The sequence below is a fragment of the Spirosoma arcticum genome (assembly GCF_054779955.1).
This window is the reverse complement of sequence record NZ_BAAGXG010000027.1, coordinates 34,025-60,396: the sequence shown is the minus strand read 5'-3', so window position 1 is coordinate 60,396 and position 26,372 is coordinate 34,025. Positions and strand designations below refer to the sequence as shown.

25 protein-coding genes are annotated in these 26,372 nt (G+C 54.5%); 12 read left to right on the top strand and 13 right to left on the bottom strand.

Annotated elements, in window-relative coordinates; all coding sequences use genetic code 11:
- Window positions 1–272 precede the first annotated feature (272 nt).
- Window positions 273–1,757 (bottom strand): type III PLP-dependent enzyme domain-containing protein, encoded by a 1,485-nt coding sequence (locus ACYVHB_RS30860; protein WP_461055891.1) that lies wholly within the window; start codon window positions 1,755–1,757, stop codon window positions 273–275.
- A 242-nt stretch (window positions 1,758–1,999) separates the two neighbouring features.
- Here ACYVHB_RS30860 and ACYVHB_RS30855 point away from each other — a divergent pair, with 242 nt between their 5' ends.
- The 12 genes from ACYVHB_RS30855 (at window position 2,000) to ACYVHB_RS30800 (ending at window position 14,860) form a co-directional block, all read left to right on the top strand.
- Window positions 2,000–3,373, top strand: coding sequence for a UDP-N-acetylmuramate--L-alanine ligase (locus ACYVHB_RS30855; protein WP_461055890.1), 1,374 nt, complete (start codon window positions 2,000–2,002; stop codon window positions 3,371–3,373).
- 95 nt (window positions 3,374–3,468) lie between these two features.
- A complete protein-coding gene (locus ACYVHB_RS30850; protein WP_461055889.1) occupies window positions 3,469–4,029 on the top strand; it encodes an LOG family protein in 561 nt (186 codons plus the stop codon).
- A 100-nt stretch (window positions 4,030–4,129) separates the two neighbouring features.
- Window positions 4,130–4,918, top strand: coding sequence for an L-fucose dehydrogenase (locus ACYVHB_RS30845; protein WP_461055888.1), 789 nt, complete (start codon window positions 4,130–4,132; stop codon window positions 4,916–4,918).
- Window positions 4,919–4,938: 20 nt separating this feature from the next.
- On the top strand, window positions 4,939–5,955 hold the full coding sequence (locus ACYVHB_RS30840; RefSeq protein ID WP_461055887.1) for a zinc-binding alcohol dehydrogenase family protein: 1,017 nt from the start codon (window positions 4,939–4,941) through the stop codon (window positions 5,953–5,955).
- A 207-nt stretch (window positions 5,956–6,162) separates the two neighbouring features.
- On the top strand, window positions 6,163–6,876 hold the full coding sequence (locus ACYVHB_RS30835) for an NUDIX hydrolase (RefSeq protein ID WP_461055886.1): 714 nt from the start codon (window positions 6,163–6,165) through the stop codon (window positions 6,874–6,876).
- A 142-nt stretch (window positions 6,877–7,018) separates the two neighbouring features.
- On the top strand, window positions 7,019–8,686 hold the full coding sequence (locus ACYVHB_RS30830) for a ribulokinase (RefSeq protein ID WP_461055885.1): 1,668 nt from the start codon (window positions 7,019–7,021) through the stop codon (window positions 8,684–8,686).
- 60 nt (window positions 8,687–8,746) lie between these two features.
- On the top strand, window positions 8,747–10,267 hold the full coding sequence (araA, locus tag ACYVHB_RS30825; RefSeq protein ID WP_461055884.1) for an L-arabinose isomerase: 1,521 nt from the start codon (window positions 8,747–8,749) through the stop codon (window positions 10,265–10,267).
- Window positions 10,268–10,280: 13 nt separating this feature from the next.
- Window positions 10,281–11,825 carry an alpha-N-arabinofuranosidase gene (locus ACYVHB_RS30820; RefSeq protein WP_461055883.1) on the top strand — a complete coding sequence of 515 codons (1,545 nt, stop codon included), beginning with the start codon at window positions 10,281–10,283 and terminating at the stop codon, window positions 11,823–11,825.
- Between the two features lie 52 nt (window positions 11,826–11,877).
- The gene (locus ACYVHB_RS30815; protein ID WP_461055882.1) at window positions 11,878–12,576 is read left to right on the top strand and encodes an L-ribulose-5-phosphate 4-epimerase; all 699 of its coding nucleotides are present in this window, start codon (window positions 11,878–11,880) and stop codon (window positions 12,574–12,576) included.
- Between the two features lie 68 nt (window positions 12,577–12,644).
- Window positions 12,645–13,805, top strand: a complete 1,161-nt coding sequence (locus ACYVHB_RS30810) for an aldose epimerase family protein (protein ID WP_461055881.1) — start codon at window positions 12,645–12,647, stop codon at window positions 13,803–13,805.
- 49 nt (window positions 13,806–13,854) lie between these two features.
- Window positions 13,855–14,649 (top strand): family 43 glycosylhydrolase, encoded by a 795-nt coding sequence (locus tag ACYVHB_RS30805; RefSeq protein WP_461055880.1) that lies wholly within the window; start codon window positions 13,855–13,857, stop codon window positions 14,647–14,649.
- Window positions 14,642–14,860, top strand: coding sequence for a hypothetical protein (locus ACYVHB_RS30800; RefSeq protein WP_461055879.1), 219 nt, complete (start codon window positions 14,642–14,644; stop codon window positions 14,858–14,860). Before ACYVHB_RS30805 ends, ACYVHB_RS30800 begins: the two co-directional genes overlap by 8 nt.
- A gap of 118 nt (window positions 14,861–14,978) precedes the next feature.
- Here ACYVHB_RS30800 and ACYVHB_RS30795 read toward each other — a convergent pair whose 3' ends face one another.
- From ACYVHB_RS30795 to ACYVHB_RS30740, 12 genes are all read right to left on the bottom strand, one after another.
- Window positions 14,979–15,638: a CoA transferase subunit B gene (locus tag ACYVHB_RS30795; protein WP_461055878.1), complete on the bottom strand. Its 660-nt coding sequence runs from the start codon at window positions 15,636–15,638 to the stop codon at window positions 14,979–14,981.
- An 85-nt stretch (window positions 15,639–15,723) separates the two neighbouring features.
- Window positions 15,724–16,434 carry a CoA transferase subunit A gene (locus tag ACYVHB_RS30790; RefSeq protein WP_461055877.1) on the bottom strand — a complete coding sequence of 237 codons (711 nt, stop codon included), beginning with the start codon at window positions 16,432–16,434 and terminating at the stop codon, window positions 15,724–15,726.
- Between the two features lie 15 nt (window positions 16,435–16,449).
- Window positions 16,450–17,220: an SDR family NAD(P)-dependent oxidoreductase gene (locus ACYVHB_RS30785; RefSeq protein WP_461055876.1), complete on the bottom strand. Its 771-nt coding sequence runs from the start codon at window positions 17,218–17,220 to the stop codon at window positions 16,450–16,452.
- Window positions 17,221–17,300: 80 nt separating this feature from the next.
- Window positions 17,301–18,437 (bottom strand): FAD-dependent monooxygenase, encoded by a 1,137-nt coding sequence (locus ACYVHB_RS30780; RefSeq protein WP_461055875.1) that lies wholly within the window; start codon window positions 18,435–18,437, stop codon window positions 17,301–17,303.
- A 24-nt stretch (window positions 18,438–18,461) separates the two neighbouring features.
- Complete coding sequence (locus tag ACYVHB_RS30775) at window positions 18,462–19,232, bottom strand: SDR family NAD(P)-dependent oxidoreductase (RefSeq protein ID WP_461055874.1); 771 nt, start codon at window positions 19,230–19,232, stop codon at window positions 18,462–18,464.
- A gap of 3 nt (window positions 19,233–19,235) precedes the next feature.
- A complete protein-coding gene (locus ACYVHB_RS30770; RefSeq protein WP_461055873.1) occupies window positions 19,236–20,273 on the bottom strand; it encodes an SMP-30/gluconolactonase/LRE family protein in 1,038 nt (345 codons plus the stop codon).
- Window positions 20,274–20,276: 3 nt separating this feature from the next.
- Entirely contained in the window at window positions 20,277–21,206 is a 930-nt protein-coding gene (locus ACYVHB_RS30765) for a fumarylacetoacetate hydrolase family protein (RefSeq protein ID WP_461055872.1), read from the bottom strand.
- A 2-nt stretch (window positions 21,207–21,208) separates the two neighbouring features.
- Window positions 21,209–22,333 carry an alpha/beta hydrolase family protein gene (locus ACYVHB_RS30760; RefSeq protein ID WP_461055871.1) on the bottom strand — a complete coding sequence of 375 codons (1,125 nt, stop codon included), beginning with the start codon at window positions 22,331–22,333 and terminating at the stop codon, window positions 21,209–21,211.
- Window positions 22,334–22,478: 145 nt separating this feature from the next.
- Window positions 22,479–23,489 (bottom strand): VOC family protein, encoded by a 1,011-nt coding sequence (locus tag ACYVHB_RS30755; protein ID WP_461055870.1) that lies wholly within the window; start codon window positions 23,487–23,489, stop codon window positions 22,479–22,481.
- 1 nt (window position 23,490) lies between these two features.
- Window positions 23,491–24,975, bottom strand: a complete 1,485-nt coding sequence (locus ACYVHB_RS30750) for an FAD-dependent oxidoreductase (protein ID WP_461055869.1) — start codon at window positions 24,973–24,975, stop codon at window positions 23,491–23,493.
- Between the two features lie 11 nt (window positions 24,976–24,986).
- On the bottom strand, window positions 24,987–25,457 hold the full coding sequence (locus ACYVHB_RS30745; protein ID WP_461055868.1) for a hypothetical protein: 471 nt from the start codon (window positions 25,455–25,457) through the stop codon (window positions 24,987–24,989).
- 68 nt (window positions 25,458–25,525) lie between these two features.
- Window positions 25,526–26,266: an EthD domain-containing protein gene (locus tag ACYVHB_RS30740; protein ID WP_461055867.1), complete on the bottom strand. Its 741-nt coding sequence runs from the start codon at window positions 26,264–26,266 to the stop codon at window positions 25,526–25,528.
- Window positions 26,267–26,372 lie beyond the last annotated feature (106 nt).

The following is a 26,372-nucleotide window of genomic DNA, read 5'->3' as shown; positions in this document are numbered from 1 at the left end:
GGCTTTTGAACGCTCCCGTATGCCGGGCACGAACTCTTTCGGGCACAAGACCCAAGCGACAGCGTCGCCAGCAGAGTACCTAAAATCAGTAGTTTTTTCATGAATATATTACGTCGTGTTCTGTGCTTAATTATCAGATTGTAAAACGAATATAGTTGGCAAAACTGTACATAAAAATTTGCGCATTCAATGACCCATCGCTAAAGCGGTGGGCTGATAAAGCAAATAGATCAGTCGATGACTATCAGCCCACCGCTTTAGCGATGGGTTAGTTAAACCTCTTCCCGAACCAGTTCTGCTTCCTCTTCGCGCTCTTCGGCGGCCTCGGTCGCTTCCAGTTCGGTCATACCGGGTTCGGCTCCACCGTAGCCCAGAATCTTGAGCATTACCTCACTATTTTGCTCCGGCGCAAACAGGCGGGTGCGCAGGTTGCCGTCCTCGTCCTTGTCAACGATGACGTGCTGCGGAGCCGGAATCAGACAGTGCTGAATACCGCCGTAGCCCCCCAGCGATTCCTGATAGGCACCGGTGTGGAACAGGCCAATATACTGATCCTCCGCTTCCTGATCGAAAATTGGCAGGTACAAATCGGCACTGTGCGCTTCGGTATTATAGAAATCGTGCGAGTCGCAGGTCAGGCCGCCAAGGTTCACTTTTTGGTACGGATTCTCCCAGTTGTTGACCGACAGCATGATATACTTCTGACCCAGGCCCCACGAATCGGGCAGTTGCGTAATGAACGAACCGTCGATCATGTACCACAACTCCTTATCGTTCTGCAATTTCTGGTCGATTACTTTATAAATGACCGCGCCACTTTCACCTACCGTGAAGGAACCAAACTCGGTAAAGATATTCGGCACCGGCACGTTGTTCTTGTTACAAATCCACTGAATGCTTTCCACAATCTGGTCGATCATGGCCTGGTAATTATACGTGAACTGGAACGACGTTTGAATCGGCATACCGCCCCCAATGTCGATGGAGTCGAGGTCGGGGCAGATTTTGGCCAGTTCGCAGTACTTGTACATAAACCGGCTCAACTCGCTCCAGTAATACGCGCTGTCTTTGATGCCCGTATTGATGAAGAAATGCAGCATTTTGAGCTTAAAACGCTCATTGGGCTGGATTTTGCTCCGGTACAGTTCGTTCACGTCGCTGTAGCGAATGCCCAGCCGCGAGGTATAAAACTCAAACGCCGGTTCTTCGTCCGTCGCAATTCGGATGCCGAAATTGACCGAATCAGCGGTTATCGAACTCTCGTAAGACTCAATCTCTTTGAGGTTATCGAGTACGGGAATGCAGTTGGTGAACCCTTCATTGATGAGTTCGCTGATGTATTGGGTGTACAGCGGCCGTTTATAGCCATTGCAAACAATGTACGTACTTTTCGATATTTTACCCGACTTGTACAACTCCCTCAGAATGGGAATATCGTAGGCCGATGAGGTTTCGAGATGCACGTTATTCTTTAGCACTTCATCAAGCACGAACTTGAAGTGGGATGACTTTGTGCAATAGCAGTACGTGTAGTTTCCCTTGTAGTTATACCGTTTCAGGGCGTTCCTGAACAGCAGCTTTGCATGTTCAATGTGCTCCGTGATTTTCGGTAAATACGTCAGTTTCAGGGGCGTACCATACTCCTTGACAATATCCATCAACGGGACGTTGTTGAACATCAGTTCATTATTCTCAACGTTGAACTCCCGCGTAGGGAACTCAAACGTCTGATCAATTAAGTCATAGTATGTCTTCATTCCTACGTACGACGCGTAAATTGGACGGTTCTGCTCTGGCCGGTTCGATACCAGCCGTTGCGGTTTGTGATTATTGAAAAAACAGGCTTAAAAATGAGAACTCCACCTGAGTTTTTCCAGGGAAGTCCACTGGTTGCGAATTAATCAACACAAAAGCAGGGGTGTTTGATTCGGGAAGGGCTGAAATTTAATAGTGCCAAAATACATTGTACTTTTGCCCCTCGACACGACGACAACTCTGAATGCCACAGGCCATCCATTTCATTTCCATCGGCGGTAGTGCCATGCACAATCTCGCCCTGGCCCTCCAGCAGCAAGGCTATACCATCACTGGCTCCGACGACGAAATCTACGAACCGTCGCGGTCGCGCTTAAAAGAACATGGTCTACTGCCTGCCGAAATGGGTTGGTTTCCGGCCAATATTCACGCCAGTCTGGACGCGGTCATCGTTGGTATGCACGCCCGCAAAGACAACCCCGAGCTGGCCGAAGCGCAGGAATTGAGGTTACCCATCTACTCGTATCCTGAGTACATATACCGACAAAGTCGGCAAAAACAGCGCGTGGTAATCGCCGGCAGTCATGGAAAAACGACCATTACGTCCATAATTCTGCACGTGATGAAATACCACAACCGCACGTTCGATTATTTGGTTGGAGCGCAGATCGACGGCTTCGAGACAATGGCGCAACTAACGACGGAAGCCCCCGTTATCATTATAGAGGGCGATGAGTACGCATCGTCACCCATCGACCCCCGACCGAAGTTTCTTCATTATCAGCCCCATATTGCTCTCATCAGCGGCATCGCCTGGGACCACGTCAACATTTACCCAACCTGGGATGAATACGTTGATCAATTTGAGTTGCTGGCCGACGGAATGCCTAAAGCAGGCATCCTGATTTTTGATGAAACAGATAACATGCTCGACGTTATTGGTCAGAAAGAACGCGCCGACATCACTAAAATCCCATACGAAGCGCATCCCAGCGAGATTGTTGACGGACAGACGTTCCTCGTCACAAAGCAGAAAGTTAGAGTTCCGGTACTGCTCTTTGGGGAGCATAACATGAAAAACATGGCGGGAGCCATGACCGTACTCGACCGGATTGGCATCACCGACACGCAGTTTTACGAAGCGATCCCAACATTCAGAGGTGCGGCCCGGCGGCTGGAGAAAGTGACGCAGCAGGGCGACCGGATTCTGTTCCGGGACTTTGCCCATGCGCCCTCCAAAGTCGAAGCCACCACCGAAGCGGTAAAACATCAGTATCCTGGTCACAAACTACTGGCGGCCGTTGAATTGCACACGTTCAGTAGTTTAAATCGGGCCTTTCTGGATCAGTACAAGGATAGTTTGGATGCCGCCGACGAAGCCGTTGTGTATTTCAACGCCCACACGCTCGCCGTCAAGCAGCTGGAACCCATCATGACCGATGACGTTATTGCCGCCTTCGACCGGCCCAATCTGCGCGTCTTCACCAACACTGCTGAATTACAGGCGTACCTGCTTTCTCAGCGCAACGCAGCCAACATATTCCTGTTGATGAGTTCTGGTACGTTCGGCGGGCTGGACCTGGACGTTTTGGCGGAGAAATTAATAGCCGACGTATAAATACTTGCATGTAAGTTCTTACGTGTATGTGTGTTTGCGTTTCAATGGATGCAAGACGCTCAAACACACCTTACCCTGTAAATTCAACAAAACCTGTGGCAACCCAAAGCATTGTCGTTTACTGCGCGTCGAGCCTCGGCGTGAACCCAATTTATAATCAGGTGGCCATTGAACTTGGCGAGAAAATGGCAGCCCGTAACATCCGGCTCATTTATGGGGGCGGTGGCTTCGGCCTCATGGGCAACGTAGCGGACGCCGTGCTGCAAAACGGTGGCGAAGTAACGGGCGTGATTCCCAATTTCCTCGCCGATCTGGAAGTGGCCCACAGCACCCTCACCGAAATTCACTTCGTGGAAACTATGCACGAGCGGAAATACCGCATGGTGCAGTTGGCGAAGGGCGTTATTGCCCTGCCCGGTGGCTACGGCACCCTCGACGAACTGTTCGAGATTCTGGCTTGGCGGCAGCTTAAACTCTACGAAGGACCCATCGCCATCGTTAACACCAATGGCTATTACGACCTGATTCTCCGGCAACTCGACCGCATGGTGGCTGACGGTTTCCTGAAAGCCGAAAACCGAGACCTGCTGCTCGTCGCTGAGTCGGTGGATGACGTGCTGGAAATGATCGCTCAGTTCTGGGACGGATCCGAGTAGCCGGGCTACAGTTGACGCGGGCCGTGTCCAAATGACTCAATGGCGATTGAGTAGCTACCGTCCTGCCGTCTACTTTGGCTGAGGTGAACCCTATACAGTTATGGACTTACAACTTCAGGATAAAGTGATCATTGTAACCGGTGGCGCCAGAGGCATTGGTGAGGGAATTGTACGTGTGCTGGCCGCGGAAGGAGCTATTCCCGTTATTATTGGCCGTACCGAAGCGCACAACCAGGCTACGGTAGCCGGGGTAGAAGCAACCGGGCAGCGGGCGTTTCAGGTTGTAGCTGAACTAAACCAGCCCGACGAATCCCAGAAGGCGGTCAACGCGGTGCTTCAACAATTCGGTCGAATTGATGGTCTGGTCAACAATGCCGGAGAAAACGACGGCGTTAGCTTAGAGTCGGGCGATTATGACCGCTTTATGGCGTCGCTGCACAAGAACGTTGTGCATTACTACCTGATGGCGCACTACGCTTTGCCTGCCTTGAAAGCATCAAAGGGAGCCATTGTCAACATCACCTCTAAAACGGCCGATACGGGCCAGGGGGGGACGTCAGCATACGCAGCGGCCAATGGTGGGCGTAATGCCCTTACCCGCGAATGGGCCGTGGAATTATTGAAATATGGTATTCGGGTCAATGCGGTTGTCGTGGCCGAATGCTGGACTCCTCTATACGAACGCTGGATTCAAACGCTGCCCAATCCGGCCGAAAAACTTGCATCGATTACGGCGCATATTCCGCTGGAGAACCGCATGACAACGGCCGAGGAGATTGCCAATACAACGGCGTTTCTACTATCCCAACGATCGAGCCACACCACGGGACAACTACTCTACGTCGATGGTGGCTACGTCCATCTGGACCGGGCATTAGCTAATTCCTAATCCGACAACCTTACCCCAGTATGAATACTTTAGTGTGTACCACCCCCGGCCAGTTTGCGTATCAGCAAATGCAGAAACCTGAGTTGACGGCTGGAAACGCAATTTTGAAGGTGCGGCAAATTGGCATCTGTGGCACCGATCTCCACGCGTTTGAGGGTACACAGCCATTTTTTAACTATCCCCGAATTTTGGGTCATGAACTGGCAACGGAGTTCGTAGAAGCCGACGGTGCCCCCGATTTTTCGCCGGGCGAAGCCATCACGTTTATTCCGTATTTCAACTGCGGCCATTGCATAGCCTGCCGGTCGGGAAAACCGAATTGCTGCATTCAGTTGCAGACTGCCGGGGTTCACATCGACGGCGGGATGGTAGACTATTTGTCCGTGCCGTCCTATTCACTGGTACACGGCGGGGGTTTGGGCTACGATGAACTGGCCTTGGTGGAGCCGCTGGCCATTGGTGCCCACGGGGTTAGGCGGGCCGCTATTCAGGCGGGCGAGTTTGTGCTGGTGGTCGGGGCAGGACCAATTGGGCTGGGCATCATGGAGTTTGCCCGAATTGCCGGAGGGACGGTGATTGCCCTCGACCTCAACAAAACCCGACTGACCTTTTGCCGAGAGCAGTTGGGCGTTCCTCACACCATCAACGCGGCTGCTACCGATGTACTCGATCAACTTCGGGAAATTACCAACGGCGACATGCCCACCGTCGTCATTGACGCCACGGGAAGCCTGAGAGCTATCAATACAGCTTTCGCGTATCTGGCCCATGGCGGTCGGTACGTTTTGGTTGGTTTACAAAAAGCAGACATCAGCGTCAGCCATCCTGAATTTCACAAGCGTGAAGCGACGCTGATGAGCAGCCGAAATGCCACAAGAGCCGATTTTGACTTGGTCATCGCCAGTATGAAAGAAGGATTAATAAATCCTACGACGTACATCACGCACCGCGTTGGCTTCGACCAGGTGAGCCGTGAGTTTTCGAGTTGGCTCGATCCGGCCAACAGCGTCATTAAAGCGATGGTCATGATGCCGTAAATCAAGCCTAATTTACACTTAAAGAAGACCTATTTCCGGTCTTCTTTTCAGCTTGAATTCTATTTTTAATCTACTCTTTTAAGGTCTTAATACTATCTAAAAGATATTAGTGGTATTATTTGGAGAGATGGCTCTACATTTCTACTATTGTGTCAAATTCACACTTTTAATGTTTTAAACATACACTTTTTTTGGCTTTTTGCCCTTATGAAGTCATTCTACCAACACAATACCCGTATTCTTGTCGCGCTCGACTGTATCATTTTTGGGTTCGACGGTGAGACTCTGAAATTGCTGTTAATCAAACGGAATTTTGAGCCGGAATACGGAAAATGGTCGTTGATGGGCGGATTTCTAAACGCAGATGAAAACTTAGATGAAGCGGCCGGGCGAATTCTTTACAACCTGACCGGCTTGCGCAACAATTACTTAGAGCAGTTGCAAACGTTCGGCACGGTTAACCGGGACCCCGTCGAGCGTACTATTTCGGTCGTTTATTATTCGTTGGTCAACATCGCCGATCAGGACGTATCGACAATTCAGGCGCACAATGCATCGTGGATCAGCCTGGAAAACAAACCAACGCTTATTTTCGACCACGACCAGATGGTTTCGGTGGCTCTCCAGCGACTGCGCTACAAAGCCGCCCAGCACCCGATTGGCTTCGAATTGCTACCCGAACGGTTCACGGTTCCGCAATTGCAAAAACTCTACGAAGCCATTTACAACACCCAGCTTGACCGGCGCAATTTCAGCCGGAAGATTATGGCGACGGATTTACTGATGGGAACGGGTGAGAAAGACACGAATTCGGCTACCAAGAAAGGCCAGCTTTACACGCTCAACGCCGAGAAGTACCAACAGTACTTAGACGGCTATTATACCTTCCTGCCGGAACTGGCTGAATTAACGGCGGTCTAAATTTCCGTCATTAAACGATCGCACTCCTGCACTAACCTTAACCTAAGCCTATAGAAGCCTACATAAGTTAAAAAGTGCAGAAACGGGTAGGACAATATCTCACCGGTTTTCTCAATTCCTCAGACAAACCATTGTGTTCGCCATGAAAAACCAATATGTCATTGGTGTCGATTTCGGCACCGATTCGGTACGGGCCTTACTGGTCGACACCCAAACGGGACAAGCGACCGGGACGCACGTTCATGAGTATATCCGCTGGAAACAGGGACTGTACTGCAACCCGGCTCAGTCGCAGTTTCGGCAGCACCCGCTCGACTATCTCGAAGGACTTGAAGCAACCATCAACGGCGCGTTGGCCAACGCGCCCGCCGACGTTCGGGAGCAGGTTGTCGGTATCTCGATTGACACCACTGGCTCAACGCCCGGCCCCGTGGACGAAACCGGCCTGCCACTGGCCCTGCGCCCTGACTTCGCCGAGAACCCAAACGGCATGTTTATCCTGTGGAAAGATCACACGGCCAACGCCGAAGCGGAGGAGATTAACGACCTGGCGCACCATTGGGACACTGATTACACCAAGTATGTCGGCGGGATCTACTCATCAGAGTGGTTTTGGGCCAAAATTCTACGAACGCTGCGGGTTGATGAGGTCGTTCGTCAACATGCCTTCTCGTGGGTCGAGCACTGCGACTGGATGTCGGCCGTGCTGACGGGCAACACCAACCCACTAACGCTTCGTCGGTCACGGTGTGCGGCCGGCCACAAGGCACTGTGGCATAGCGAGTTCGACGGCTTACCATCCGACGAATTTCTGACCCAGCTCGACCCGTTGTTAAGCGGACTGCGCGACCGTCTGTTTACCGACTCATACACGTCCGACCAGCCGATGGGCAGCCTGTCGGCGGAGTGGGCCGATAAACTGGGTCTCTCAACCAACGTTGTGGTGGGCGTAGGCGCGTTCGATGCACATATGGGCGCGATAGGAGCCGAAATTGAGCCCTACGCGTTCGTACGCATCATTGGCACCTCAACCTGCGACATTTTGATGGCTCCGAATGAGGAAATCGGTCATCGGCTGATCCGGGGCATTTGTGGTCAGGTCGATGGATCGGTAGCGCCGGGCATGCTCGGACTCGAAGCGGGTCAGTCGGCTTTTGGCGACCTGTACGCCTGGTTTGCCCGCTTGCTCACGGGACCCGTGCGCGAATTGCTGGGCAACGAAGCCGCCGATACCATGGCGCGCCAACTCATTCCGCACCTGTCGCAGCAGGCCGCGCAATTGCCAGTCACCGAAAACGATCTAATTGCGCTCGACTGGATCAACGGGCGTCGAACCCCCGACGCCAACCACACGCTCAAGGCCGCTATCGCCGGACTAAATCTGGGCACCGACGCGCCCACCGTGTTCAAGGCGCTGGTGGAAGCAACGGCTTTTGGTTCGCGCAGCATCGTGGATCGGTTTGTGGAGGAAGGCGTACCCATCAAAAAAGTCATTGCCATCGGTGGTGTGGCGAAGAAGTCGCCATTCGTAATGCAAACCCTGTCCGACGTGCTCAACAAACCCATTCAGGTGGCCCAATCCGATCAGGCCTGTGCGCTGGGTGCGGCCATGTGCGCAGCCGTGGCGGCTGGCGTTCACCCGTCGCTGGAAGCCGCCCAGCGGGCAATGGGGTCAGGTTTCGACGCCGAGTATCATCCCCGACACGAACAGGCTGCCGTGTATGAAACGCTCTATCAGAAATACCTGAAACTGGGGCAGTTCATCGAGCATTCACCGGTTCACGCGCCGTCGCTGGTGGAAACCACCTAATTTCTCATAATTTAAATTGTGGGTTAATCAATCATGTATTACTCATTTTTTCAATAAAGAATGCTCAATCTCAGGCAGTTTGAAATTTGGTTTGTAACAGGTAGCCAACATTTATACGGAGAAGAAACCCTCCAGCAAGTTGATGACCACTCGCAGATCATTGCGAATTTTTTGGACAACGCGGCTCCGGTACCCGTTCGGGTGGTATTCAAACCCGTCGTTAAAACGCCGGACGAAATTTATGCCATTTGTCAGGCCGCTAACGTAGCGCCGAACTGCGTGGGTATCATAACGTGGATGCACACGTTTTCGCCCGCCAAGATGTGGATTCGGGGGCTGACCATCCTGAGAAAGCCCTTGTTGCATCTTCACACGCAGTTTAACCGCGACATTCCGTGGGGCGACATCGACATGGATTTCATGAACCTAAACCAGTCGGCGCATGGCGACCGGGAGTTTGGGTTTATGATGACCCGGATGCGGCTGAACCGCAAAATTGTGGTCGGCTTTTGGCAGGAAGATGCCGTTGTTGAGGAAATAGCGGCCTGGGCGCGGGTAGCCGTGGGTGCGCACGAATTGAAAACGCTGAAGGTCGTTCGCTTCGGCGATAATATGCGGCAGGTGGCCGTGACCGAAGGCGACAAAGTAGCCGCTGAAATGACGTTTGGTATGTCGGTGAACACCCATGGCATCGGCGATCTGGTGGCGGTAATCGAGCAGGTAGCCGACGCCGACGTTAACCGGTTAGTGGCTGAATACGCTGACAGCTACACGCTCATGGAGTCGCTGCACCGGGGCGGGGCGCAGCATAGTTCCCTGCGCGACGCGGCCCGGATTGAGATTGGGATGCGGACGTTTTTGCAAGATGGTGGTTTCGGCGCGTTCAGCGATACGTTTGAGGATTTGCACGGCATGGCGCAGTTGCCCGGTATTGCCTCGCAGCGGCTGATGGCCGACGGCTACGGTTTCGCGGGCGAAGGCGACTGGAAAACGGCGGCAATGGTGCGCGTTCTGAAGGTGATGGCGGCTGGACTGCCGGGTGGCAACTCGTTCATGGAAGATTACACGTACCATTTCGCCGACCCGTCGGACCGTTCCGCAAATTCGTTGGTGCTCGGCTCTCATATGCTCGAAATCTGCCCCAGCATTGCGGCCGGGAAGCCTTCCTGCGAGATTCATCCGCTGGGCATTGGCGGCAAGGCCGACCCCGTCCGGTTGGTGTTTAACGTCGACCCATCGCACCGCCCGGCGGGTGCGGCTATCAATGTGTCGCTGATCGACATGGGCAACCGGTTCCGGCTGATTGTGAACGAAGTAGAGGTCGTTGGCGTGACCGAATCCTTACCGAAGCTACCCGTTGCCCGCGCCCTGTGGAAACCCATGCCTGACATGGCAACGGGTTGTGCAGCCTGGATATTGGCGGGCGGAGCGCATCACACCGTTTTCAGTCAAAATCTGACGACGGAGCACCTTGATGACTTTGCCGACATTTTTGGCGTCGAACTCGTCGTGATTGATAAGAACACGAATCTGCGCCAATTGAAGAACGAACTGCGCTGGAGCGAAGCAGCCTATCGATAAGCAGTATCCTACTATGAAAAAACAACTCATAACCATCCTCGCCGTCAGTTTAGGCTTTACCGCGTTTGCCCAGAACCGGGTAACGATCAACGCCGATGAAGGCAAGACCGTCATCAACCGTCACATCTATGGTCACTTCGCCGAGCACCTCGGCCGGTGCATTTATGATGGTTTCTATGTGGGCGAAAGCAACACGAAGATTCCGAATAAAAATGGCGTTCGTCTGGACGTAATTGACGCCCTCAAAAAGATGAAAATTCCCAATCTACGGTGGCCAGGTGGGTGCTTCGCAGATACGTACCACTGGAAAGATGGTATCGGGCCAAAGGCCAAACGCCCGACGATTGTCAATACGTGGTGGGGTGGGGTGACAGAAAACAACAGTTTCGGTACGCACGACTTTCTGAATATGTGCGAGCTGCTGGACACTGAGCCGTATCTGGCCGGAAATGTTGGTAGCGGCACAGTGCAGGACCTGACCGAATGGGTGCAGTATGTGAACTTCGAGAAGAACAGTCCCATGTCGAATCTGCGTCAGCAGAACGGCCGCCAGAAACCTTGGAACGTGCGGTTCTGGGGCGTGGGCAACGAAGCCTGGGGCTGTGGCGGCAACATGAAACCGGACTATTACTCTAACATCTACCGGCAGTACAGCACATTTATGAATCCGCAGGTCGGAAAAGAAAAGATTTTTCGGATTGCGTCGGGAGCCAGTTCCGACGATTTCAACTGGACCGAGACGCTCATGAAAAATATCCCGGTCAACATGCTCGAAGGAGTTGCCATGCACCACTATTCAGTGTTTAGCTGGGATGAAGGTAAAAAGGGTTCCGCCACCGACTTCACCGAGAGCGAGTACTTCCGGACAATGAAGCAGGCGTTGCGGATGGATGAGCTAATCGAGAAGCACTCGGCTATTATGGACAAATACGATCCGCAGAAAAAAGTCGCCCTGGTGGTCGACGAGTGGGGGGCGTGGTACAACGTGGAGCCGGGCAGTAATCCGGGTTTCCTCTACCAGCAAAACACCATGCGCGACGCGATGCTGGCCGGGGCGACACTCAACATTTTCCATAAACACGCCGATCGGGTCCGCATGGCTAATCTGGCACAGGCCATTAACGTGTTGCAGGCGGTCATTCTGACAAAGGGCGATAAACTGCTGCTGACGCCAACCTACCACGTCTTGGAAATGTACAATGTACATCAGGATGCAACGATGCTGCCCATTGATGTCAAATCGGACGATTATAAGGTGGAAAACGACAAATTATCGGCGGTGTCGGTATCCGCTTCGCGCGACAAAGCAGGGAAAGTGCACGTCTCCTTAGTAAATATTGATCCAAATAAGGCACAGGCAATTTCGGTCAATTTGAAAGGTCTCCAGGCGAAAGGCGTGACGGGTCGCGTGTTAACTTCTGCGAAGGTGCAGGACCATAACACGTTTGAGAGTCCAGTCAAAATTAAGCCGGTACCCTTCAACGGTGCTAAATTGAACAGCAATGATCTCACGGTAACGCTGCCGCCCGTATCGGTGGTGGTGCTGGAATTAAACTGAAATCGGTTTGTGGTTCGTAGTGAATCTGCGAGCCACAAACTCAAAAACTGCCATGTACAAGACCTTACAGGACGAGTGCTATGAGGCCAACATGCAGCTTCCCAAGCTGGGATTGGTGCTGTTTACTTTCGGAAATGTCAGCGCGGTGGACCGCAGCCGGGGCGTGTTCGCAATCAAGCCGAGTGGGGTTCCTTACGAGAAACTACGAGCCAGCGACATCGTGATCTGTGATTACGAGGCAAAACTGGTAGAAGGTACCCTGCGTCCCTCGTCGGATACCAAAACCCACGCCCTGCTTTACAAAACCTGGGACGACATTGGCGGCATTGTCCACACCCACAGCACCTATGCGGTAGCTTGGGCGCAGGCGGGAATTGACATTCCAATTCTGGGAACGACCCACGCCGACCACACGCACCGGGATATCCCCTGCGCCCCGGCACTGACCGACGAAATGATTCAAGGCGACTACGAACACGAAACAGGCAACCAGATTTTCGACATTTTCAGCCAGAAAGGGCTGTCGCACACCGAAGTCGAGATGGTGTTATTACAGAATCACGGTCCATTTACGTGGGGCGAAAGCGCCGAAAAGGCCGTCTATAATTCGGCCGTTCTGGAAGAAGTGGCCCGCATGGCATACCTGACGTTACAAATTAACCCCGATACACCCCGCATCAAAGACACCCTCCGGCTGAAGCACTACGAGCGCAAGCACGGCACAAACGCGTACTATGGGCAGGGCTGCTAATAGGTATTCCCTCCATTAGGTTAAAGAACAATCACCGAATCATTCCGCCTAAACCTTTTCTCAACCCCATGCGAATTTCACCTTTATTCCTAACCATCGCCTTATTAATAGGTTTTCTAATCATGACTTCCTGCTCTTCCGAAAAAGCCGACAACCAGCAAAAGCCGGGTATCGAAAAGTCGGCTTATGGTCAACTGCCCGATGGGCGCGAAGCCGACCTCTATACATTGCGCAATGCGGCTGGTATGACCGTCGGCATTACCAACTACGGCGGTATCATTGTTTCGCTGACAGCCGCCGATAAGGCGGGTAAATTTGAGGACGTTACGCTGGGCATGGATTCGCTGGCGGCATATGTGAAAGGCACTCCATTTTTTGGGGCGTTGGTGGGTCGGTATGGTAACCGGATTGCGAAGGGAAAATTTACGCTGGACGGCAAGACGTACTCGCTGGCGACCAACAACATGGGCAACCACCTGCACGGCGGCACGGTGGGTTTCGACAAAATGCTCTGGACCGCTACCCCCGTCGACGGTGATGAACCCGCGCTCAAACTGACGTATGTCTCGAAAGATGGCGATGAAGGCTATCCCGGCAATCTATCAGTAACAGTAACCTATACACTACAAAAAGACAATGCGCTAAAAATTGACTATCAGGCAACTACGGATAAGCCCACGGTGGTGAACCTGACGAATCACACGTACTTTAACCTGACAGGCGGGGCCAAACGCGACATTCTCGACCACATCCTGACAATCAACGCCGACCGCTTTGTGCCGGTCGACAAAACCTTGATTCCAACCGGCAAACTGAAACCCGTGTCCGGAACACCCTTCGATTTCACTAAACCAACTGCTGTCGGCACGCGCATCAACGATTCGAGCGACGTGCAGATCAAGTACGGGCTGGGTTATGACCATTGTTGGGTATTGAGCGATAGTAGCCGTAGCTTAAAATCCATTGCAACGGTATTTGAACCCACCAGCGGTCGGGTGATGGAAGTCAGCACGACCGAGCCTGCCGTGCAGTTTTACACGGGTAACTTTCTCGATGGTACACTAACGGGCCGGGAAGGTGTGCCTTATAAAAAGCGGTACGCGCTGTGTCTTGAAACCGAGCACTACCCCGATTCGCCTAACCAGCCCCCGTTCCCAACAACAGTCCTCCGACCTGGACAGACGTATAAAACCACTACCGTGTATCAGTTTTCGGTAAAGAACGAATAGTCATACGCAAGGAGCGTGAAACGAACTGACTGACGAAATAGAACCGGTTATGGTCAACGTGCCGACGCAGGGTTATCGGTGGCTTGTTGCTCTGACAGTTATGCTTGTCGGGCGAGTTAGCTGGGGACAGACGGTACCACCAATTTCGGTGCATGACCCGGTTATGATTAGGCAGGACAGCACGTATTATGTCTTTGCCACCGGCCGGGGCATTCGGGTATGGTCGTCCCTGGACCGGGTGCATTGGACGGCCGAGAAACCAGTTTTCGACTCGGCACCGGCCTGGACTATAGCCGCCAACCCGGCCACGCAGCCCAACGATTTCTGGGCACCCGACATTTCCTGCCACAACGGCCGGTACTATCTTTATTATTCGTCGTCGGTGTTTGGCAAAAATTCATCGGCCATCGGGCTGGCGACCAATACGACCTTACGCTCCACTGACTCGAACTACCGCTGGATCGATCAGGGATTAGTGATTCAGTCGGTGCCGGGTCGCGACAACTGGAACGCCATCGACCCGAACCTGCTGGTGGACTCGACGGGCAAGGCCCGGCTGACGTTCGGTTCGTTTTGGGGTGGTATGAAACTGGTTCGGCTATGCGACGATCTGACAGCTCCAGCCAGCCCGGCGGAGTGGTACACCCTGGCCAGCCGTCCACGCACCGACACAACCGGCGACCGCGAGGCCGGTAACGCAGCCATTGAAGCGCCGTTTTTGTTTCGCCACGGCGGTTATTATTACCTCTTTGCGTCGTTCGACTATTGTTGTCGTGGGCCTAATAGTACGTACAAAATGATGGTGGGCCGTTCGGCTACGATTACGGGACCCTATCTTGCTTGACCAGGCAGGCAAGCCAATGACGCAGGGTGGCGGAACGCTCGTGCTGGCGGGCGATGAAGACTGGTACGGCGTTGGCCACAACTCAGTCTACACCTTCGACGGGGCGGATTATCTCATCTACCACGGCTACGATGCGGCTGGCAAAGGCAAATCTAAACTGCTTATCAGGCAACTTGTCTGGAATGCAGCCGGTTGGCCCACTGTTAAGTGAGTGATTAGTTTGCGTCCAATTCTGCCGGATTTAGGGACAGTACACCCCTTATATCTACTGGTATTGCTATGACTGATTGAGAAGCCAAGGTGATGGGTTTGATGTGCGCATCATTAGCTTAGCAGAAACGCATCTCCAGCACTTCACCATCAACGATTAGTTTCCCCTCCGTCGCATTTCTGACTTCATCTACAGACACACCGGGTGCGGTTTCGAGCAGCCGGAAGCCCCCTTCGGGTAGCACGTCGAGTACAGCCAGTTCGGTCACGATTTTCTTGACGCAACGTAAGCCCGTCAGTGGGAGGGTGCATGTTCTGAGGAGTTTGGACTGACCGGCTTTGTTGACGTGCTGCATGGCCACAATAATATTCTCCGCCGACGCCACCAGGTCCATGGCCCCGCCCATACCCTTGACCATCTTGCCGGGAATTTTCCAGTTGGCGATGTCGCCGTTCTCCGACACTTCCATCGCGCCCAAAATCGTCAGGTCGACGTGGCCCCCGCGAATCATGGCAAAGCTATCCGCCGAACTGAACAGCGACGACCCGGCCAGCATGGTTACGGTTTGTTTGCCCGCATTAATCAGGTCAGCATCCACCTCGTTCTCGGTTGGGAAGGGACCAATGCCCAGCAGCCCGTTTTCCGATTGCAGTACCACGTTGATGCCGTCGGGAATGTAGTTGGCTACCAGCGTGGGAATGCCGATGCCGAGGTTGACGTAAAAGCCGTCTTTAAGCTCCCGCGCAATCCGGCGGGCAATCTGATGTTTGTCAAGCATGATAGTTGGTAAGTTGACAAGTCCGGGAGTTGGTAAGTTGATTATGGCCACCAGTGTGGTCCCCGCGCAGCCACTTACTGACTGGTCAACTTACCGACTTACTGACTGATACCGTTCGTTGCTCAATGCGTTTTTCGTAGTTACTGCCCTGGAAAATTCGGTTAACCACGATGCCGGGCGTATGAATCTGATTGGGGTCGAGCGTACCGGCCGGCACGAGTTCTTCCACTTCGGCGATGGTGATTTTACCCGCCGTAGCCATCATTGGGTTGAAATTACGGGCCGTTCCCTTAAAGATCAGGTTGCCCGCCGTATCGCCTTTCCAGGCTTTGACCAGAGCAAAGTCGGCCCGTAGTCCCTCTTCGAGCAGGTAGAGTTTACCGTTATATTCCCGCACTTCTTTGCCTTCGGCGACTTCGGTGCCCACGCCCGCCGGGGTGAAAAACGCCGGAATGCCCGCCCCACCCGCCCGAATGCGCTCGGCCAGCGTGCCCTGCGGAATCAGCTCCACGTCCAGCTCGCCGGAAAGTAACTGCCGCTCAAACTCGGCGTTTTCGCCCACGTACGACGAAATCATTTTTTTGACCTGCCGGGTCTTCAACAGCAGGCCAATGCCAAAGTCATCGACCCCGGCATTGTTGGAAATACATGTCAGGTTTTTGACGCCCGTTTTGAGCAAAGCAGCAATACAGTTTTCGGGAATACCGCACAAACCAAAGCCGCCCAGCATCAACACCGCCCCATCGGGAATGTCGGCCACGGCGGCATCGGCCCCGGAAATCACTTTGTTAATCATTGATTTATAAAGGGTTTACGCAAACATACCGCCATCGACCGCCATCGCGTGACCCGTGATAAACGTCGATTGGTCGGAGCAGAGCCACAGCGCCACGTCGGCTACTTCGTCGGGACGGCCCATGCGTTTCATGGCCTGATCGTTGGTGAATTTGGCCCTAAGTTCGGGATTGTTGCGCAGATTCAGGCGACCGTCCATAATCATCGGCGTTTCGATGGCCGACGGGCACAGGGCATTCACGCGGATGTTTTTGGTGGCGTATTCGAGCGCGGCCGTTTTGGTCATACCGACGATGGCGTGTTTGGTGGCACAGTAGCCGATGTTGCTTGGATGACCTTTCAATCCCGCTGCCGACGCGACGTTTACAATCGTGCCCCCGCCCGCCTGACCAAGCATCTGCGTGAGTTCGGCCTTCATGCAGTACCAGGTGCCGGTGAGGTTTACGGCGAGGTTCTGCGCCCACGACGCATCGGGGTATTCGTGGGTCGGGGCCGAGATGCCGCCCGTTACGCCCGCGCAGTTCACGGCGCAGTCCAGCCGCCCAAACTCGCTGACGGCCAGTCTGACCATCGCTTCAACCTGCGGCTGATCGGCAATATTTACGGCCAGAAACAGGGCCTTACCGCCCGCTGCCGTAATCTCGGCCACGACGGCATGGCCCGCGTCGGCGTTCATGTCCGTAACCAGCACGCTGGCTCCCTCGCGGGCAAAAGCAAAGGCTGTAGCCTGACCAATACCCGACCCTGCCCCCGTAACAACACAAACTTTTTGGTTGAATCTGTTCATGATTTTGATGGAAGAAACAGCGCACGGATTGAACGGACGGTTGGCCAGTGCCATACCGTCCGTTCAATCCGTGCGCTATGTTAAATAGGAGCCATCATTGCGCCCAGCGTCTGCCCCATCGTGCGGCCAATATTGACGCCTTCGGGGAGTTGGCCCTTCCAGTCGAGCAGTTCCCATTCGCCAATCTGCGCCGATATATCCACGACCATTTTGCAACGCTCGAACCGGCGTTCCATGAACTGCTCAAAAGCGGCCGGAATGCTCGGCTCACTACTCACCAGTTCGGCCAGCACAACGGCATCTTCAATGGCTAACGAGGCCCCCTGCCCCAACTGCGGAATGGTGCCGTGAACGGCATCGCCAATGAGCAATATCCGGCCTTTGTACCAGGGTTTGGGCACCAGGATCGTTTCGAGCGGGCGGCAAATGACTAATTTCGGGTCGGTGATCTTATCAACGAGTCCGGCGATGCTCGGCGCCGAATATTCCTGCAAATGCGCTTTCAGGCGGGGAACGAGTTCATTCTCCGGGATGTACGGGTTTTCACCCTCCGCCGTGACGCAGAACATGTACATCATCTCGCGCGTCATTGGCACCAGGCCCACCTTCGTTTTTCTGCCAAAAAGCATTATGGCGTTGTCCAGGTCGGCGGGGCGTTCAAACGCGTACCGCCAAACCGACTGACCCGTATAGCGGGGTTTCAGGGCGTCGCCAAACAGGTGTTTCCTGGTTTTGGAGTTGATGCCATCGGCCCCCACGACGAAGTCATACGTACCCGTCGAGCCGTCCGAAAAGGTCACGTTTACCAACTGACCCGTATCGTCCAGACCCGGAACGGTCTGCCCCATCCGAAAGCGCACCCCGGCATCTACGGCTCCTTTGTGCAGAATCTCGTGCAGCATCCGGCGCGAGATGCCGTTGTGCGCGGGCAGGCGGCCAATGCCGGGCGTACCGGTTTTGCCAATCGGCGTACCATCGGCCAAGCCGAGATTAAAATGGTTATAGGGCGACCCCAGCCGGGTACATTCATCGGCCAGCCCCAGGGCGTCCAGCGCGCGCAGGGCATTGGAGGGTTGAATAATGCCCACGCCGTAGACATTGTACTCTGGATTTAGTTCGACCAAGTCAACGTCGAGGCCAATTTTTCGCAGCGCGACCCCGGCGGACAGGCCACCGATTCCACCGCCGATAACGAGTACTTTATTTAGTTTCTTCATGCTTGTAGTTGAGTTTTAAACAAATCAATTTCCGTCACTTATTACGGTCCCCCCGTCGATTATTAGATTCTGACCGGTGATAAAACCGCCCGCTTTCGACGCAAGCAGCACGGCCGCTCCGGCTATTTCGTGGGGTTGTCCGACCCGACGGAGCGGGGTCAGCGCCAGTCGTTTTTCCAGAAAGACCGGATTTTCCAGCAACGATTTGGAGAACGGCGTGTCGATCATCCCCGGCGAAATGGTGTTTGCCCGGATGTTATGCGGGCCATATTCCACCGCTAAGTTTCGGGCTAACTGAATCAGAGCAGCTTTCGACAGGCCGTACAGCCCAATGTTTTTGTTGCCCCGCACGCCCGCAATACTGGCTAAATAAATCAGCACCCCGTCGCGCCGTTCCACCATTTCCGGTAATACCAGTTTGGTCAGGTAAATAGCACTTTGCAGGTTTATAGTCATGAGTCGCTCGAAATCAGGCGCTGTTATGTCCAGAAACGAGCCAACCGGAGCTATGCCCACGCACGAGACCAAAATGTCAATCCGCCCGAATTGGGCTAACGCCGTTTGGTACAACACGTCAATTGATTCCTTTTTCGATACATCGCATGGCATGGCCACCGCCGTGGTGCCCTGCTCTGTAAATTCCGCAACGGTAGCCTCACAACCCGCTTCGTCATTGCTCGATACGATAACGGTAGCGCCCTGTTGCCCCATCGCTTCGGCAATGGCGCGGCCCATGCCGCTGCTGCTGCCGGTAATGAGGGCTACGTTGCCAGTGAGATCAAAGAGGTTTCTCATCTATTACCAGTGAATCATTTTCTGACCGGCAACGGGACTGCGGAAATACGGGACCGTCGTGCCACGCAGACTACCGAGATAAACCGTCTGTAGGTCAGACCCGCCGAAGGTCAGGCTGGCCATCCAGGGGGCAATGGTGCCGTGCGTCGCACCCATAATTTGGGGCGTTAAGGTACCGGCTTCAAAGTGGTCGAGCAACTGCTTCTTCGTATCAGGATTGCTATCGTCCAACAGCGTCAGAATTTCGCCATCGGGCGTCAGGGCAATGAGTATGTCGGTGAAAATGAGCGTAATCCACAGGTTGCCGAACGCGTCGAAGGCGAAACCATCGGGAAAGCCTCCCAGATCAGCCGGGCCATAGATTTCGCGGTCGGTGAGTGAGCCATCGGGTTGCAGCCGCAGCCGCGAAATATGGTGCCCCGTACTTTCGACCACGTATAGCCATTCTTCAGCCGGATCGAAGCGGATTTCGTTGGTGCCACAAAAGCCATCGGCCACAATTCGGGCACCGTTTTCGTCCAGTACGGCAATGTAGCCGTCGGATGCTTTGGTGTTCAGTTGGGCCGTCCAGAGCTGGGTGCGGGTCGTGACAGTGAACCAGATACGGCCTTTCGAGTCGCGCAGGGGAAAGTTGGCTTTGCCCAGTGGTTGCCCGTCGATTCCGGTACAGAGCGTCGTCAGGTGCCCCTCGCGGGTCATGCGTTCGATAGCGTCGGTTCCCCAGTTGGCAACAATAAAATCGCCTTGGTCGGTAAAGCACAGGCCGTTCGGCAACGATCCGACAGACTGAACGTACCGTTTGTCGAAATTTACCTCACCGGCCTGTAAATCAACCACTTCGGTGACTGGATTGATGAGTTGTTGTGAACTGTCTGGGTTCAAGCGCATGACACCCCCTCGGGCATCGGCCGTCCAAATGGTGCCGTTGCGTTCGGCCAGGATGCACTCTGGCCGTTGCAGGTCGTGGCCGAGGTACTGAATCGACGCCCGGTCGACCTGCCAGCCGCGCAGTGGATTTACTTTACGTTCCTGAATCAGCATGGCTCAGACGACTTTGTTTTTAAGAATGCCAATCCCCCGAATCTCAAACTCGATCTCGTCGCCCGGTTCGAGCGGACGGTGGGCGGCAAAATTGGTCTCGATCAGACTGCCCCAGCCGACAGTTCCTGACCCCAAAATATCACCCGGATAAAGGGTCACGCCGTTTTCCGATGCCCGCTCAATCATCTGCCCGAAGGTGTAATGAATGGTTTTGAAGTTACCGTCGCAAATAAGCTGCCCGTTGATTTTCGAGGTCATGCGCACATCGAAGCGGTCGTTGTCGGTGCGGTATTCATTCATCTCGTCTTTGGTGACGATGCACGGGCCGATGGTATTGGCGAAATCCTTGCCTTTGTGCGGACCGAGCGGCATGCCCATCTCCTCCCGCTGAATGTCCCGCGCCGACCAATCGTTGAAAATCGTGTAGCCAAAGATGTAGTCTTCGGCTACGTCGGCTTTGATGTCTGCGCCCTGTTTACCGATAACGCAAGCCATTTCCAGTTCGTAATCCAGCTTGCGGCAGAGCGGTGGCCGGGCTATATTCTGCCCCGTTCCCGAAATGGCCTGATGGTTGGTAAAGTAGAAAATCGGCATCTCGTACCAGACCGGCGCCACTGGATGCCCGAAGGTTTTACCCGCATTGAGCATGTGTTGCTCGAAGGCCACATAATCCCGGAAACTGCGCGGATTGGGCAGCGGAGCCAGCAGCCGAACGCGGCCCGAGGTTACGTCGGTTAGGGCATAATCTGACTGGGCACTTTCCAAATTCAACTCATTGATAATCTGCGTGTATGATTCATGCTTATCGATGAACGAGAGCATATCGCCGGGCAGTTGGCCGTTGCTGGCTTTGGCCAGATCGACCACGCCATCGCCCGTGAGCAGCCCGGTTTTTGCGGTCTCGGTATTGGTCTTGAACGTGACTAATTTCATAATTATACTGTGGCCTGAAGTTCGCCCGTATTAACCGTTGTCGGCATTGTGCCCATTTTCTTTTCCAGCCAGTCGAACATGGGGTCGGCTTTGGTAAAATTGTCGATGTGGCAGTGGGCCGAGCCGGTTCGGCCTTTCGGCACAATGTTCATCTCCTTTTCGCAGGTCAGGGCTTCGTAGAGTTTGTAGGCGTTCTCGACGGTGTTCTGCCGGTCGTCTTCGCCGTGCGAAATAAACGTTGGCATCTGAATCTTGTCGGCCACCCCTTCGAGCGTGAAGTTTTTGAGTTTTTCGCGGGCCTCAGCCATATCCGTCGAGCCGGTGATGTGCATCATCACGCCCGCCAGCGGATGGTCGTCGGGGCGGCTCTTCCAAATGTCGTAGTAACTCCAGACGGCTCCCCAAATGCAGCAGACGTTAAACCGGGTCTCGAACGCTGCCGACCGGGCCGCCATGTAGCCCCCCATCGACACAGCCAGCATTCCAATTCGCTTTGGGTCGACGGGCAGGTTGGCCAGCACCCAGTCGAAGGCGACCGTGGCGGGTACGTCGTAGTCGTAGCGGGTGAGCATATGCCGCAGCCGCAGCGAACCGCCCTGCCCCGGCCCGTCGAGCATGAGCAGCGAAATACCCCGTTCTTCCAGCTTCTGCCACGGCCCGAAGTAAAGCTCCTCGGCGGTCGAATCCAGCCCGCCGAACATAATCATCAGCGGTCCGTTGTCGGGCGCGTTCACCGGCTGCAGCAGGTAGCCCGTCATCTCCGACCCCTCAAACGGGATACGGACAAACTGGGGCGGATTAGGCAGCAGGGCGGCTCCTTTCTGAAACGCGTCGACCGATTTTTGGTAGCCCGGCACCTTGCGCGGGTCGGTCGGCTTGAGGAAAAACTCCGACGTACGCAGGTAATTCGAGGCCCGCAGGTAGGCCTGCCGTGCCGTAACGACGTGTCCCGCAGCTTCCGTTTTTTCGGCCAGGTCGAGGGCTTCGTGACCGGCCTGCGACCAGCTTTCGTAAAAACTTTTGAAGTCACCAGCCGTAATCCGGCTGGCGGCTTCGATGGCTTCAAAAAACTCGCCCCCGCCGTAATGGCTCTGCGTCAGAACCCGGTTGAGCTGGTAGGAGAACATGTAGTGTTCCGGATAATATTGCCACATGGGATTTTGGATTTTACCCCCAACCGATACGTCGGACCGCCTCTAATGGGGACTTTACTCACTCGCGAACTAAGCCCCCTTTAGGGGCGGTCCGACGTATCGGTTGGAGGTGTTTATGTTACAATGCCAGAGTTGGATCGACGGCACCATTCGTTGCGGGTATTTTTTTGATACTGCCGTGTTCATCTTTGAAACTGCCGTCGCCTTTCCAGGGATTGGTCAGGCCCCAGGCATCGTTCGGATTGTCTTTCAGGTAATGCACGTCGGGGCCATGGTCAGGCGCGAAAATCAGGCGGGCACCGGCGTAAAACTCGAAGCGGTTGCCGCCTGGCTCATCCACGTAGACAAAAAATCCTTCGTCGGCTTTGTGACGGGTGGGGGCACCCATCGCCAGTTTGTAGCCGCTTTCTATCACCCAGTCGCAGGCTAAGAGCACCTCCTCGCGACTGTCGAAGTTAAAGGCTACGTGGTTCAGCGCACCCTGCCCCGGCTTCAGGTGCGGGTCGGTGAAAATGGCAATATCGTGCGACAGGTTGCCGGTTGTAAACAAGCCGCCAACGGGTGGTATTTCGTCGGTGATTCGAATTTCATCGGGGTTTTTCAGACCCATTCCTTTCCAGAAGGCCTTATCAGCCACGTAATTGGTGGTGTTCAGCGTGACGTGGTCAAACCGGCGGGGACAAATACCGCGCCGACGGTTGCTGGCGTAGCGGTCGGCGAACACGCTCTTGCGGGCACCCGTTTCGCGCAGCCAGACCACATCCCAGAACACTTCATGCACGTGCCCATCGGGCGAGTGAAAGCGGTAGGCCCGGCCGTGACCGAGGTCGCCCTCGACCCACCCGATACCCGCGCCGGTGCTTTCTAAGTATGCCACCACCTCGTGTAAGGCTTCGGGGCTGTCGGCCCGCCAGCCGAGGTGACCCATGCCGGGCTGATCGCGATAGGTGATTTTGAGGGTGTGATGAAAATAATCACCCCAGGCCCGCAGGTACACCGAGCCGTGTTCGTCGCGGCCGGTTTCGTCCAGGCCGGCAATGTCGGTAAAGAACGTAACGGTTTCCTCAACAACGGGGCTGAATACCTCGATGTGCGCCATTTGAGAAAGGTAATGCGGATTTTTTGCCATATCAGGTTGTAATCAATTCAGGTTCGTTTGTATGCTTTTGTGCCTGTACGTACTTCAGCGCATTCTCGCCCGCCATGCGACCCGTGTTTACGGCAAAGCCCATGGAGGTGCCGGGGAAAATAAATGGATAACTATCGCCGTAAATCGAGCAGGCATCCGTACCGGCCGCGTAGAAGCCGTTGATGGGCTTCCAGTCCTGACCAATCACTTCGGTTTTTTCGTTGATTTTTATCCCGCCTGCACTGCCATAGGCGCTCGGAAAATGCCGCCCGGCGTACCATTTCCCATCCCGCAGCGGGCGCAGGTACTGGCGGTCTTTGTTGAATAACTCATCGTAACCGGTTGAGCAACATGCATTATAATGGTGGATGGTTGTTTGTAGGCCAACGGAATCAATGCCCGTTTGGGCGCACAGGTCTTCGAGCGTATCGGCCACGTAGAAATTGCCTTTACCTGACGCCAGATACCCCGCAATCATGGCCTCTGCCTTCTCAAACCGGGTTGCTGGAAGTACGCGGTTTCGGGTATCGAAATCGGTTTCCATAAGCCGCAGAATCGACTCATCGAAGAGCAAAAAAGCCGTTTTATCTTTTTGGAGGGCAATTGCGTTGGCCGTAAATGTCACGTTGGGCATGATGCCCTCGTTCAGGAAGCGTTCCCCCTGAATATTGACCAGCAGATGCGGCTGCCGACAGGCTTCGTGCAGCGGGGGCGGTACGTTCAGCGGGTCGGGCATTCCGTAGATCAACTCCATCGTCATCTCGGTTTTTTGGGCACCCACCGCCCAGGCCATGCGGATGCCGTCGCCCGTGACGCCCGGTATTCGGAACGGATAAATGTCTTTGTCTACCTCAAAACCGGCATAGTCGCGGATCATCGTCGGGCTATTGCCAAAGCCCCCCGTTGCCACAATCACCGCTTTCGACCGGGCTTCCAGTTCATTACCATCGCGGCCGGTCACCCGTACCCCAATGACCGTATCATCCTCGCAAATGATCTGATGAACAGGGCATTCGAGTTTGATCTGTACGCCCAGTTCAATAGCCCGCTGCGTCAGGATTTTCATCATGGTAGCGGCTCCGGCCGGTCCCGGAGGCCCGGTTTCGGGTTTAACCAAATGCCAGGTTGAGTACGCCCCCGTGAAATAGGTTGCCGGTTCGACAAACTCCACCCTCAGCGATTCGAGCCAGTGAATGGTGTCGCCTGATTTGTTTAGAAAGGCCCGCACCAGCCGGGCATCTACCCGCCAGTGCGTATAATCCATGAAAGCCCGGAAGGCTTCGTCTTTGGTTGGGGGCAGCAACCGGCCCCGCGTGTGTCGGCTTTCGATGCCCAGCGGCCCCATGCCCCGGTTGGCGGTGCCGCCCGTTGTGGCGTTCTTCTCGAAAACAAGCACCGACGCCCCCCGCTGGGCCGCACTGATGGCCGCCGTAAGACCAGCGGGACCACTGGCAATGATGATGATATCAGCCGTGAGTTTTTCCATGATTAGGTTCGTTAAGTCAGGCTACTACCCAGTTTAATAGCCCGGTTTGCCGCCACCAGCGAGGAGAACAGTCCGGTCAGTGCGCCAATAATTGCTGATACTATAATCACTGTTAGCTTCGGAATCGGCTGGTTTTCCATCATTGACTGTACCGCCATAATCAGCAGCAGCGTCGGCACGGCAAACAGCAGTCCGATACCAATACCATTCAGCAGGGCCGTTGGAAACCAGCCGGTTGCCGCGCTAAGAGACGGGGTCAATTGCCCCTTTTTTCGTTGACTCGTCATTACGCCGTACGTGATAATGGTAGTCATCAGGGCCGACATGAATACGCCCGGCACCAGAATCGAGATCAGATTAGGCCTTGGCCCCTTCACGTTTACGACTGAATCCGATAGCAGAATCAGGAACGGAAACAGCGTATTGATCACCAGGTTACCAATGGTCGATTTGATGGCGTTGTCTTTCAGGAAAGCTTTCATAGCGGTCCGACGGTTTGGAGGTTATTCAGGTTTTTCACCCCCGTCGGCAGCGGCCGACGGGGGTGATTTTAGCTAACCTCGAAGATGGTTTTCTCGTGGGTGTACAGAAAGAACGACTGCGAAAAGTCGATGAACGGCGGGCCGTCTTCGGCGTTGATCCGGCTCAGTTCCGTTTCATACGCCCGGAAGACCGGCAGCGCACTTTCGTCGTCGAACCACATGCTGGCGACGCCTTCGTAGAACGGGCCTTTTGCCACGCCAAAGTGCGTACTGGCTTCGCCCGGTGTCGGGATGGGGCGACTCTGAATATACTTCCGCAGACCGGCCACCATGTCGGGCTGCCTGGCCAGAATCGACGCGTGGGCATCGGCCCAGCACTGGTTATACGCATCTTCCGTGACGCTTTCGGCTTTTTTGAGGTAATGAATCACCTTTACCTTGCCGGGGCCGGGATTAGCGACGGGAACCTCCGTTTCGGCCATGGTGCTCAGAATCAGAGCCTCGAAGTTGTTGAAGAGCCGGCCGTCGGGCATCACCACCTCGCGGACGTAGGGTGTGGCTGCGTTGCTAACCATGTCTTCGGGGCTGTTGAAAAACAGTTCCGTAATGAAATCGCGGCCGAAAAACTGCCCATACGTCATGTCGGCTTTCGACCCAAATGCGCTATCGAACACGTGACTCTGGGCGTAGCGAACTACCCCGGCCGGCTCTTTGCGGGCGATGTCGCCGTGAACAATTTCGACGTAGTTAAGGCACTCCTGATGCGTGAGGCCGGGGCGACGCCGGACGGCTACCATTTGCTTTATCATGATTGTGGTGATGGAACCGCACGGGCGGCCCAAGCGGATTTTTAGGATCGTTATGATAAATTAAGATTATTTTTAAACCATACGGATCATAAAAACCTGCCGGTCG